Source organism: Nocardia sp. NBC_01388 (genome assembly GCF_045040085.1).
Taxonomy (GTDB): Bacteria; Actinomycetota; Actinomycetes; order Mycobacteriales; family Mycobacteriaceae; genus Nocardia.
Genome location: NZ_CP109553.1, coordinates 1,432,859 through 1,445,558, shown reverse-complemented (window position 1 = coordinate 1,445,558; position 12,700 = coordinate 1,432,859). Strand labels below are relative to the sequence as shown.

General features: G+C 66.8%; 10 protein-coding genes. All 10 read right to left on the bottom strand.

All coding sequences use genetic code 11. The annotated features are described in order from the left end of the window. Positions 1–11: 11 nt before the first annotated feature. Complete coding sequence (locus tag OG716_RS06665; RefSeq protein ID WP_405136818.1) at positions 12–1,472, bottom strand: carotenoid oxygenase family protein; 1,461 nt, start codon at positions 1,470–1,472, stop codon at positions 12–14. Positions 1,473–1,567: 95 nt separating this feature from the next. Beyond that, positions 1,568–2,437, bottom strand: a complete 870-nt coding sequence (locus tag OG716_RS06660; protein ID WP_405136817.1) for a winged helix-turn-helix transcriptional regulator — start codon at positions 2,435–2,437, stop codon at positions 1,568–1,570. A gap of 76 nt (positions 2,438–2,513) precedes the next feature. Continuing rightward, complete coding sequence (locus OG716_RS06655) at positions 2,514–4,469, bottom strand: MFS transporter (RefSeq protein ID WP_405136816.1); 1,956 nt, start codon at positions 4,467–4,469, stop codon at positions 2,514–2,516. Between the two features lie 160 nt (positions 4,470–4,629). Beyond that, positions 4,630–6,132: a hypothetical protein gene (locus OG716_RS06650; protein ID WP_405136815.1), complete on the bottom strand. Its 1,503-nt coding sequence runs from the start codon at positions 6,130–6,132 to the stop codon at positions 4,630–4,632. Between the two features lie 154 nt (positions 6,133–6,286). Further along, a complete protein-coding gene (gene iolD / locus OG716_RS06645; RefSeq protein WP_405136814.1) occupies positions 6,287–8,152 on the bottom strand; it encodes a 3D-(3,5/4)-trihydroxycyclohexane-1,2-dione acylhydrolase (decyclizing) in 1,866 nt (621 codons plus the stop codon). Then, on the bottom strand, positions 8,149–9,039 hold the full coding sequence (gene iolB / locus OG716_RS06640) for a 5-deoxy-glucuronate isomerase (RefSeq protein ID WP_405136813.1): 891 nt from the start codon (positions 9,037–9,039) through the stop codon (positions 8,149–8,151). The genes iolD and iolB overlap by 4 nt, the downstream gene beginning before the upstream one ends. Further along, positions 9,036–9,929 carry an aldolase gene (locus tag OG716_RS06635; RefSeq protein WP_405136812.1) on the bottom strand — a complete coding sequence of 298 codons (894 nt, stop codon included), beginning with the start codon at positions 9,927–9,929 and terminating at the stop codon, positions 9,036–9,038. The genes iolB and OG716_RS06635 overlap by 4 nt, the downstream gene beginning before the upstream one ends. After that, positions 9,920–10,858, bottom strand: coding sequence for a 5-dehydro-2-deoxygluconokinase (gene iolC / locus OG716_RS06630; RefSeq protein ID WP_405136811.1), 939 nt, complete (start codon positions 10,856–10,858; stop codon positions 9,920–9,922). Before iolC ends, OG716_RS06635 begins: the two co-directional genes overlap by 10 nt. Next, positions 10,855–11,640: an ATP-binding cassette domain-containing protein gene (locus OG716_RS06625; protein WP_405136810.1), complete on the bottom strand. Its 786-nt coding sequence runs from the start codon at positions 11,638–11,640 to the stop codon at positions 10,855–10,857. Before OG716_RS06625 ends, iolC begins: the two co-directional genes overlap by 4 nt. Next, a complete protein-coding gene (locus tag OG716_RS06620; RefSeq protein ID WP_405136809.1) occupies positions 11,637–12,689 on the bottom strand; it encodes an ABC transporter permease in 1,053 nt (350 codons plus the stop codon). The genes OG716_RS06625 and OG716_RS06620 overlap by 4 nt, the downstream gene beginning before the upstream one ends. Between the last annotated feature and the right edge of the window lie 11 nt (positions 12,690–12,700).

The window sequence follows — 12,700 nt, the reverse complement described above, 5'->3', positions numbered from 1 at the left end:
GGGCAACCCGTTCAGGCGATCGGCTCGGAGGCGGCACGCATGCGGTCGCCGCTCACCCAGGTCGCATGGAAGCCGAGTGGGATGCGGGTGGGCAGGCCCAGGCGGCAGACGGGTCCGCGGGCGAGGTCGGCCGCATCGTAGATCCACACCTCACCCAGGCCGGTGTGGTTGTTGTGGGCGAACATGGTCAACCAGGCGTCGTCTTCACGGTCACCGCCCGGCCGCGGCACCACGGTCAGTTCGCTGCCGAACATACCGGCGCCGAAAGGCGCGGTTTCCTTTGCGCCGGTGAGCAAGTCGTACTTGATGACGGCGTCGAAGATCATGGTGCTGTCCACCGAGAGCCGCATCTGATACGAGTACCGGCCGCGCTGTCCACTGATGCCCTGGTCGATCGCCGGGAACTCGGTGTTCACATCGTCCATGGGGGTCTCGGTAGTGGCGCCGGTACGCAGATTGAAGCGGTACTTGTGCAGCTTCGCCTCCGGCCGCAGATAGGCGAGCAATTGCGCGAGGGGATGCGCGCGATCGGAGACCGGACTCGGTTCGGTGACCCGGCAGACCACCAGCACGATTTCGTCGCCCTCCTCCCAGGAGTTGACCGTGTGGTAGATGTAGCCGGGCGCGGCCTCGAACCACTTCGCCTCCGCGCCAACGCCATAGCGCGGCAGCACCGCGAAACGACTGGGCAGGTTGCGGTCGAAGAAAATCTTGAACCGGCCGGCCGCGGCGGCGCGCGGATCGTTGTAGAGCGGCAGATCCATCAGGATCGAATAGTTCTCGGTGATCGCCATATCGTGCGGCAAGCGCGGGCCGGGCAGTTCGAGACCGGTGAAGTGGGTGACGGTCCCCGCCGCGTCCGCGACGCCGTAGCGCAGGTACGGGGCATTGATGCCGTAGTCGAAGAAGAGCAGTTCCTCGGTGCGCACATCCACCTTGGCATGTGCCGAAACCTCGCCCGGCAGTGTGCCGTTGAAGGTGTCGACACCACGGGTCTCGAGGCTCACCGGATCCAGCGCGTAGGGCTTGCCCGCGCGGTACCAGAGGGCCAGCAGATTGCCGTGGTGGTACACGACATCGGTATTGGCGGAATTGCGTTCGCGGCGGTCACCTGCCGGATTGTCGTCCCAGGGCTCGATGACGCCGCGCCACAGCGCGGTGCCCGCGGCCCTCTCGGCATCGAACTCGGCGGTGCGAATGTACCGATTGCGGTAGGTCGCCCGGCCATTGTCGAAGTGCACCGCGTGCAACATGCCGTCACCGTCGAACCAGTGGTAGCGGCCCATCGGCGCGAATTGCGGGTTCGGCCCGTTGCGGACGTACACGCCGTCCAGATCCACCGGCAGCTCGCCGTACAGGACCGTGAGGCCGGTGGCCGTGATCTCGTCGGCCGTGGCGGCGTACGGACCCTCCAGGTACGGATTGGTCAGGGCCGCGGCGGCCGGGGCGATGAGTTCTTCATTGAGCGGCATGAGAGGCGCCTCCAGTGGCCGGGCACAGACGACCCGGCGAAGTTCACTACAGTTAATGAAGTGATACGCGTCTCAGCGAGAGCTGTCAAGAGCCGTCAGGGGCGTTCGAACCGCACATCGGTGCGTCCGAGCACCACCTCGCAGCCCCGGCACCGCAGCGCGGGCAGCAGTACGGCGCCGCACTCGCGGTGATGAATGCGCAGACCGGGCTCCGGATTCTGCGGGTGCGCCTGATCAGACCAGGCGAGCAGAAAAGCGAAGACGCCGAACAGGGCTCGACCTCGCGGGGTCAGACGATATTCGCGCGCATCGGTTTCCGGGCGGTGCAGGATCCCGGCCTCGACCAGGCGGGTCAGCCGCTCGGTCAGCGTGGTCGGCGACATGTGCAGGGCCACACGGAATTCCGAGAAGCGGCGCACGCCGGCCAGCGCCAGACCGGTGACGGCGGCGCTCCACCGATCGCCGATGGCCTCCATGATTTCGTCGAATCGCGCATCCACGCGGGCGAGCGGGGCCGTCCGTGCGGCGGAGCGGCGGCGACCCGACGTGATGTGCCACAGCGCGTCGCGGTCCAGCTCCACATCGGTGTCGTGGGGGGTTACCGTGCGCCCGCAACCGCGGCACATGAGCACCGGCGGGCCACGATGGCCGCATTCGGTATGCACGAATTCCGGGAGCAGCGCCCACTCCGGCGTCCACTCCCGCTGCCAGGACCAGACGCAGACCAGGATTTCCCAGGTGTCCAATCCGAGCGGGGTGAGCCGGTATTCGGCGCGATCGCGCACCAGCACCCCGGCATCGACGAGCGCCGCCAGCCGTGCGGTGAGCACGGCGGGCGGCGCCCCGGTGCGGTCGCTCCACTGACTGAAGCGGCGAGCGTGTTCGACGAAGGCCAATCGCAGGATGGTCAAGGTCAAACGGTCGCCGAGCAGGTCGAAGGTGGCGGCCACGGAGTTCGATAACACTTCGTTAACTGTACTGGATTGGTGGGCTCGACTGCCCTTCGACACCGCCGAGCCCACCGGAATCACAGCGCAGCCGTCACAGCGACAGGGACTCCATCTCGCGTTCGACAGCCTCTTGGTGCTCCGCCGCCGCCTCCGCAGCCTTCTTGGGGCTCCAGTAGCCGGACATGGCGAATACGAACGGCAGGAAGATGACCTGCGCGATCAGGCAGATCCACCACCAGGTCCGCCACTGCTTCGGCGAATCGACCTGGGCCTGCTGCACCTCCTTGGCATGATCGGACAAATATTGCTGATCAGCCGTCGGGATGGCGCTCACCGCCTTCAATTGTTCACTCGCAGTGGTCAATTGCGGCCCCACCTGCGAGGCCACGGCCAGATCGTTGACCGGCACCACCTTCGCCGCGGTAATGCGCGCAATGGCCTGATCCGGCGGAATATTGAACTTCTTCGCCACCTGACCGACCGCTGTCGCGGCGGACTGCTGATCATTGGGATTGATCAGCAGTTTGGTGAGCACCGCCGGGTCGATCGACTGCAGTGTCGCCAATTCCTGCGGGTATTTGGCATTGAGGGCGAGGGTGGTCTGGACATCCCCGGGTGCGGCGCCCGTCAGTTTCACCAGTGCCGCGACCTGTGCCGCCGTATCGTTCGGATTGGCTCCGAGCTTTGCCATGGTGTCGGTGCCGACCGTCTGGATGGTGGCGATCTCGGTGTGGTACTTGGCCGCGATCTCCTGCAGCCGTGGACCGTAGTTCACCAGGGTGCCCGCCGCGGTGACCACGAGGAGCAGGCCCAGCAGCACGAAAGTGACCACGGTGCGCAGAGTTCCGCCCCAGACGGCGAGCCCGGCGACCGTGGCCGCGGGATTGCGGTTCTCCACGGTCTCGGTGAAGCTGGCCATCCAGGTGGCGTAGGCGATACCGCTGCCGACCGCGATGAGACTCAGCACAATGGCGAACGTGTAGTAGTCGGTGCCGGGTTTATCGGTGTATCCGAGGAACGCGTACACACCGATGATGCTGATTATCGCCCCGAAAATCATGAAGGGTTTTCGCACCTTCAGATAGTCCGAGACGATGCCCGTCAGCACCAGGCTCAGCGCATTGGCGATCCAATACCAGTTACCGAGCGCATTGGCCTGCGCCGAGGTGAATCCGAAATTGGTCGCCAGGTACACCGGCAGGAAAGACACGATGGTGTAGAAGAACGCCAGGAATATCGAGATGGCGAAAGCGGAGCCGACAATATTGAACGTCAGCATCTGTTTCCACTGATCGCGCTCGAGACTGCCCACGTCCAGCCCGCGCGCACGAGCCTCGACGAGCGCCCGGTCCTTGATCGACACCATGATCTGATCACGCAGCGCCGGACTCAGCTCACGCAGACCGACCAGGCCGATCAGCGAGATCGCAATGCAGATCACGCCGCACAACCGGTAGTGGAACTGCCAATCAGGATGGGCGTCGAGGGTGTGGGTGGAGATCTCCGTGGTCACCAGTGCGCCGAGTACCGGGCCCAGTGTCCAGAAGCCCATGGCCGAGGCGCGGCCGAGCTGCGGCGAGAAGTCGCGGACCAGGGCCGGGGTGGCCACCAGAACAGCGCCTTCCACTATTCCGACCAGGCAGTACACGATGAGGTACGCCTCTTTGGTGGTGCAGGCCGGAACCGCCAGGAAGGTGAGCAGTGAACAGATCACCGTGCCGTAGGCGACCATATTGGCCCGCCCCCACCTGTCGAGCAGGCCGGCGATGACCGAGGCCACCGCGCCGAATGCGGCGCCGATGATGAAGATTCCGACGAAGTACCGGAATGACAGATGGAAGTAGGCAATGAGCTGATTGCCCACCGCACCCGATACGAAGAGCTGGTAATAGAGGGCGACCGAGGTGATCACCACGAGGAACAGGTACCAGGATCGAGCCGGGGTATCCGGATAATGCGGGATCTTGCGCTGCCAGAGGCCGGTGAGCAGCGTAGGTTGCTGCAGGCCCGGGTCCGCGGACGGGACGGCGGTCGGAGTGGAACTCATGATCGAGATGCCTTTCTATCCCAGGCATTTCGTGGAGGCGGAGGACCCTTGTGATTCGCCACGAGCAGCCGAGGTGATCACAGGGTAGCGGTCACAAGTGATCCGTATCACGGTTTACCGCGAATCAAGATCTATTTCAAGATCTCCGCAGCCCCTGGATCTATGCGCTGCCGTCGCGGAAATACAGGATGTTCGCACCGTGCGCGGACAGCGGCCCGGCTTCGGCGGCCTGCCGGATACCGCTGCCCGGCAGCATGGTGAGCTTGGTGAACATCGTGGTGTTGCCGAAGGCGGACCGCACCTGCGTCTCGGAGGCGTAGTCCGCGCCGTGGTCCGCGAGCGCCTTGAAATCCAGCGGGGCCAGCGGCTTTTCGAGCGGAACCTGTCCCGCCGGCAGCCCGAGCGCCGCGTACTGGATCGCCGAACCGCCCTCGTACCAGCACAGTTCGTAGGACATGTTCTCGGTGGTGGTCACGCTGACCACCGGCCACTCATGGGAAAGCCGCAGTGCCAGTGGGTGTTTACCGACCGGCGCCACCTCCCAGTTCAGGCTCTTGACCGAAACCCAGTGCTCGGAGACCTTTTCGATGAGCACCACGTCCTGGCCCAGCCGCTCGGCGCGATTGGCCTCGGGGTCCGGTGTGCTCCAATGCTTTTCGTCCACGCCGAGATAGGCGGTGGCGGGCACGGTCTGCGCGCCGTCCACGCTGTAGGCGGCGAGCACGGCGGCCCGCACCAGAGTCACGGCATTGCGGGAGGAGCAGCGCACCCCCAGTGCGCCGAAGGAGGTACTGATCTCCATCGGTTTGGAGGGCTGATCGGGCATGGCGCCCGCGGCGAGCGGCTTGAGACCGACCAGCGCCAGCTGCCAGTTGACCTCCTCGATGGTCGAGAGGTCACCCGCGCTCTGGTACAGGATCTGCTGCTGAGTGAGGTATCCGGCCCGCTCCAGGGTCGCGCATTCCAGCTTGCGCAGTGCGGTCAGCGTCTTGCTGGTGAAACCGATGTCCTCGACCTTGATATCCCGCAGCTGCTGGGCCATCACCGGCGAGGTGACCTGCGCATAGTGCTCGCGGTACAGGGCGATGGCGGGCTTGCGCTGCTGCCCCACCATGAGCGTGCGCAGCAGGGTATTGAGGCTGGAGAGGTACCGCGCGGCCTGCTCCGGATCCGCGGCGAACAGCCTGGCGCGAATGGTGACGGCATCCCGCCCGGCGGCCACGGCCGCGGTGGGGTCGAGCCTGCACAGCCACACACCGCACTTGGCCAGCGCATCCGCGCAGACGGCCGCGGCATTCGGATAGTTGTGCGCCACCTGGCGGTACGCATTACACGCATTCCGGATGGTGGCGGTGGCGAGCTCACGATGGCCGATGAGTCGCGCGGCCTCCTCGAACAGCCGCAGCGCCTCCTGCACCTCGTTCGCGAAGATCGCATTCACATGACCGGCGGTGAGCCAGCGCAGCCGCAGCAGCACCGCCTCCTGCGCCGGTTCGAGCGCCGAGGCCGACCGATCCCGCTGCGCGGGATCGTTTTTGGTGGCCATGAGCCCGCGTGCGAACGCGCATAGTGTGGTGGCGAGCTGCAGCTCTGCTTGAAGCGAACGGTCCTGGGCGGCTCCGCGATCCGAAGCTACCTGGCGCTCGATGGCGCTGAGATCCATTGCGACCTTCAAACTCCCACATCACCGTATGCACGTCCGGCCTCGGTTTCGGCCGCCTCGCGCGTTTGCGCCGAGTCTGCCACAGATTCCCCGCACGGGTTACCCGAGTGCCGGTATGCCCGGATTCTGTAGCGGGGGCCCGGCGCGACGTCCGCTAGTCGCGTCGGGTGTAACGGAGTTGATGCGGTTTCTCCTGGTCGTAGGCCTCGCGGCCCGAGAGGTGCTGGGGCACTCCAACTTCCCACCAGGCACCGGCTTCGGTCCAGGACGAGGGCTGCGTGCGCACCACCACGACAGCGGGTCGGCGTTCGGTGATGGCGGCATTGCGGGCGCGGGTGTAGGCGTCGCGGAACTCCGCGGATTCGCCGGCGGTGAACACCACGCAGCCGAGGGAGCGGGCGTGTGAGACGAAATCGACGCGGGGTGGTTCGGTGTGGTGGGTGCGGCAATCGGCGTAGAAGTTGTTGAACGGCTCGCCGCCCTGGCCCTCCTGCAATCGGGCGATCACCGCGTAGCCGTCGTTATCGCAGACGACGGCGACCATGGGGTGCCCGGCGAAGGCCGCGGAGAAGAGTTCGGAGTTGAGCATGAGGTAGGAGCCGTCGCCGAGCAGGGTGGTGACCAGGCCGCTGGTATAGGAGCGCGCTTCGTCGGAGACGATCATGGCCGCGCCCCAGGCGCCGGCGAGCTCGTATCCCATGCAGGAGAAGCCGTATTCGACGTCCATGGCCGGTTCGCCACCGGTGGCGCGCCAGCCGCCGACGAGTTCACCGGGCAGACCACCCGAAGCGGTCATGACGTAATCGTGTGGGCCGCTGAGGTCATTGACCACGCCGACGATCTGCGCGTAGGCGGGTGCGCCGAGAGCCGGGCTGCGCAGCTTGTCGATATGCGCGTCCCAGTCGGTGCGGACGGCGAGCGCGCGAGCGGTCCAGGCGGGATCCGCGTGCCACTGCCCCAGCTGCGGCGCGAGATCCTGCAGTGCGGCATCGGCATCGCCCACCACCGCGAGCGCACCGTGCTTCACCGCGTCGAATCGGGCGGCATTGATATGCACCAGGCGCACTTCCGGATCGAAGACCGTCCAGGAGGCGGTGGTGAAATCTTGCAGGCGGGTACCGATGGCGAGCACCACATCGGCCGCACTCGCGAGGGCATTGGCCGACGCCGCGCCGGTGATGCCGAGCGGGCCCGCGTACAGCGGGTGATCGTGGGGTACCAGGGTGCGGCCCGCGGTCGTCTCCGTCACCGGAATACCGTGCTGCTCAGCGAATTCCACTGCGCGGGCAACAGCACCGGAGTAGCGCACACCGCCGCCGAGGATCACCAGGGGACGCTGTGCGCCGCGCAGTACCTCGGCCGCCTCGGCCAGACTGCGACGGTCAGGGCGCGGACGCGGGACGCGGTGCAGCACGGGCTCGAACAGCGCCTCCGGAAAGTCGTAGGTCTCGACCTGAACATCCTGCGGCAGTGCGAGAGTCACCGGTCCCGCATCGGCTGGATCGGTGAGTACCCGCGCTACCTGCGGAAGGGTGGCAATGAGCTGCTCGGGCCGGGTGATGCGGTCGAAGTACCGGCTCACCGGGCGGAAGGCGTCGTTCACCGTAATGGTCGGGTCGCCGTAGTGCTCCACCTGCTGCAGCACCGGATCGGGCGCGCGACTGACAAACGCATCGCCGGGCAGCAGGAGCAGGGGCAGCCGATTGGCATGTGCCACACCGGCTGCCGTGACCATATTGAGCGCCCCGGGACCGATGGAGGAGGTCGCGATGCCGACCTGCCGGCGCTGTGCGGCCTTGGCCAGACCGACCGCGGCCAGGGCCATGCCCTGTTCGGTGTGCCCGCGCCAGACCGGGATCTCCTCGCGCCGCTCCTGCAGCGCGGTGCCGAGCCCGAGCACATTGCCGTGCCCGAAGATGGCGAAAACCGCGGGGAACAAAGGCACTTCGGCACCGTCGAGAGTCTCGGACCGCTGGGCGACCAGCCAGGCCACCAGGGCTTGTGCGGTCGTGAGTCTCATGCGAGTCGTCCTTCGTACGAGGTGACGGGGCAGCGCGGGTCGAGCGGTTCATCGGCCCACCGGGAGCGGACCCAGGCGTGTGCGGGGTCGTCACAGAAGGCCATGGACCGTTCGGGGGCGGGACCGGCCAGCACGTTCAGGTAGTACATCGGATAGCCGGGGGCGGCGATGCAGGGGCCGTGGTAGCCGTGCGGGATCAGGAAGACGTCGCCGTCGCGTACGGCGACGTTCTCGTCCAGGTCACCGTCGGCGGTGTAGGTGCGATGCATGCCGAAACCTGTTGCGGAGGGGGTTGTTCCATCCGCCCCGGCAATACGGAAGTAGTAGATCTCCTCATTGACGACCTCGCAGTCGCTCGCCTCGTCATGCTTGTGCGGCGGATAGGAGGACCAATTGCCGCCGGGGGTGATGAGTTCACAGGCATTGAGCTTGCCGGCGTGATCCCAGACGCCGGGCACACCGAAACCGGTGACCTGCCGGGTCGCCGGACCCGCACCGCGGACCTCCACCGGAACCTGTTCGGCCGGGCCGTACTTCGGAGTCAGGCGGCGGGTACAGCGAGCCATCGGCAGCGCGACCTCCAGTCCGGAGACCGTGGACAGCTCGACCTCGGCGTCACGAGGGACGTAGGCGAAGTCGGTCACCCGGGTGAAAACTGTTTCGCGGCCGGTCAACTCGAATACCTGGCCGTCGACGCGGACCGTGCACGACCCGGACAGCGGCAGTACGAATGCTTCGAAGTCGCCGGTGTGCACCGTGCGGGATTCGCCCGCAGCCAGCTGAAGCACGCGCAGCCCGGTGTAGGTCCAGCCCGCATCGGCGGGCGTCAGAAATACCGGATCCGCGCCGTCACACAGGGTTCCGGCGCGGCGGTGGAGTTTGCTCATGACGCCGCCTCCAGCACCCGGGCAGCCTTGTCCACCGCGCCCGCTACATCGCCGTCGGGCGGGTAGAGCAGGCTGCGGCCGACTACCAGGCCACGCACCACATCGTGGGTGAGCGCCGCGCCCCAGGAGGCGAGGTCCGCGGCGGGGTCGCCGGAGGGCGCACCACCGAGGACCACCACGGGCAGAGTTGTCGCATCCAGCGCCGAAATATCTTGGGGCGCCGGTATCTTCAGCCAGGTATACGCCGAGGTGACGCCGAGGCCCGACGCCACCGTGATGGCGCGCTGGAGTGCGGCGGCATCGCGGTGCATAACCAGCGCCCCGGACGGATCGCGGCCGTAGGGCAGCGGCTCGACCATGGCCATGAGTCCGTGCTCGGCCAATTCCGAGACCGCGCGGGCGCAGGCTTCCAGCGTGGGCACGGTACCGGGATCCGAATCCACCAGGCGCAGCAGCATTTTGCCGCCGTCCAGCCGGTATTTCACCAGCGATTCCGCATCGTATCCGGTGAAGCGGTCGTCGATCTCCCAGTCCGCCCCGGCCAGACCGCCGCGATTCATGGAGCCGATGACGATCTTGTCGTGCACGGCGTCCAGGAGCAGCAGCTCCTCGACGATGTCCGGGGACCCGAGCACACCGTCCACGGCGGGATTGTCGAGCGCGATGAGCAGCCGCTCCAGCAGTGTGCGCCGCCCGGCCATGGCGGTGCTGTCGGCACGTACGCTCAGTGCCCCGCGCGCCGGGTGATCGGCGGCGACCAGGAACAGTGTGCCCTTGTCCGACAGCAGGTTCGGCCGGCGGCGGCGGTCGGCGTAGGCGGCGCGAATCGCCTCGGGTTCGGTGGCTCGGGCGCGCAGCAGTCGATGCCAGCGTTCATCGGTCAGGTGCACAGCAGCTCCTCGATCTCGGCGGCGGTCGGCATGGCGTCGGCGCAGGCCAATCGCGAAGCCACCAATGCTCCGGCGGCATTGGCATAGGTGGCGAGGCGGTGCGGATCCCAGTCCGAGAGCAGCCCGTGAATGAGGGCCCCGCCGAAACCGTCGCCGGCGCCCAGGCCGCAGACCACCTCGATGCGGCAGGGCTCGACCGTCCAGCGTTCATGCTCGGTGGCGACCAGTACGCCCTCGGCGCCGCGCTTGATGACGGCCAGGCGCACACCGCGCGCGAGCAGCCGATCGGCCGCCTCGTCCGGGTCGGCGGAACCGGTGGCCACCTGCGCCTCGGTTCTATTGCCCACCACCACATTCACGTGGTCGAGCATCCAGCCGATCTCGGCGCGGGCGGTCTCGACATCGGGCCAGAACATGGGCCGGTAGTCGAGGTCCAGCACGGTGTGGCCGCGCCGGGCACGGCGCTCGAGAATCGCGCGCTGGGTGGTGCGGCCGGGTTCGGCACTCACGCCGGTACCCGTCACCCACAGCAGAGGCACGGAATCAACGACGTCCCAGGGGATCTCGTCCTCGGTGAGGGTGAGATCCGGTGCGATGGGTGCGCGGTAGAACAGCAGCGGCGGGTCGGCGGGCGGATTGAGCTCGCAGAACACGACGGGGGTGTGCAGATTCGGCGCGGTGGCGACGAACTCGTTCACCACACCGAAGTCCCGCAGCGCCGTTCGCACGAAGTCGCCGAATCCATCGGGCCCGACCTTGGTGAGAATGGCGGTGCGGCGGCCCAGGCGGGCGGCCGCGACAGCGACATTGGTGGCGGTGCCGCCGAGGAATTTGGCGAAGGTGGTGACCTCCGCCAGCGAGACGCCGCTCTGCTCCGGGTACAGGTCGACGCCGACCCGGCCGATCGTCAGGACCTCCAGATCGGTCACGGCGTCACCACTCGCTGCAATTCGTGCTGCAGCGCTTCCAGTTCCGCGCCGCCGGACATCTGCCGGGTCAGTTCCGGCAGGTCGATCTCGGATTTCTCGTAGCAGCCGAGCATGCCGCCGCGCTGCAGCAGCAGGAAGCGGTCACCGACCGGATAGGCATGGTGCGGATTGTGGGTGATGAGCACCACGCCCAGGCCGCGTTCGCGCGCCTGCACCACATACCGCAGCACCACACCCGCCTGCTTGACACCCAGTGCGGCGGTGGGCTCGTCCAGAATCAGCACCTTCGCCCCGTAGTGCACGGCGCGGGCGATGGCGACGCTCTGACGCTGACCGCCGGAGAGCGTTCCGACCGGCTGCTCCAGATCATTGAGCTCGATTCCCATATCCGACAGGGCTTTACGGGTGATGTCCTGCGCGGTGCGCCGATCCAGCAGCTCGATCGGGCCGTAGCGTTTGACGGGTTCGGAGCCGAGCACAAAATTGCGCCATACGCTCATGAGCGGGACCACCGCGAGATCCTGGTAGACGGTGGCGATGCCGCGATCCAAAGCCTCACGGGGCGAGGAGAATCGGGTCGGCTCGCCTTCGATGCGCAGTTCACCGGTGTCGTGCTGATGGACGCCGGACAGGATCTTGATGAGCGTGGACTTGCCCGCGCCATTGTCACCCAGTACGCAGGTGACCTCGCCCGCGTTCACCACCATCGAGACATCTTGCAGCGCAACAACACCGCCGTAGCTCTTGCCGATATCCACCGCTTCTATCAGTGGCACAGTCATCGGCGTACCCTTTCCGCTCGCTTCTTGAATGCGGTATTGACCAGCACGGCCGCGAGCAGCAGGATGCCGAGGAACAGCATGAACCAGTCGCTGTTCCAGCCCGCGAACACAATGCCCTGCCGCGCCATGCCGAAGGTGAGCGCGCCCAGCGCCGCACCGACCACCGAGCCGAAGCCGCCGGTCAGCAGGCAGCCGCCGATCACCGCGGCGATGATGTACTGAAACTCCAGTCCCACACCCTGATTGGCCTGCACGCTGGAGAAGCGCAGCAGATTGCAGGCGCCCACCACCCAGCCCGCGAAGGCCGTGGTCATGAAGAGCAGGATCTTGGTGCGCGCGGCGGGCACACCCACCGCGCGGGCACTCGGCAGCGAGCCGCCGACGGCGAAGATCCAGTTGCCGAACCTGGTGCGCACCAGCACGATTCCCGCCAGGACGGTGAGCACGATCCACCACACCACCGAGGCCTGGATATGGGCGTCGCCGATATTCGTGGTGGAGGCGAACACCCAGCCCGCGGACTGGTAGCCGCCCGATGCGCGAATGCCCGATACCTGCACGGTGCCGGTGATCCACCGGGTCACACCGAGATTCAAGCCCTGCAGCGCGAGGAAGGAGCCCAGGGTGACGATGAAACTCGGCAGCCCGGTCCGCATGACCACCCAGCCGTTGAGCGCTCCGACCGCCAGTGCGAACACCAGCGAAACCGCCAGCGCCAGCCAGACATTCCAGCCCGCATTGACCGCGAGCAGTCCGGTGACCAGTGCCGTGGACGCCGTCATCACACCGGCGGAGAGATCGAATTCGCCGCCGATCATGAGCAGTGCCACCGCCACGGCCATGATGCCGAGCGTCGAGGCGTCGTCGAGCCAGTTGGAAACGCCCAGGGCGCTGAAGAACTTGTCGGTGATGATGGAGAAGAACAGGAACACCACCAGCGCGCCGATGAACGCGCCGAGTTCGGGCCGCACGATCAGCCGCTGCAGTATCGAGGCGCGGAGCCCGGCGGGCTTGGTGTCCGGCTCGGAAGCCGTTGTGGCAACACTCATGTCATTCACTC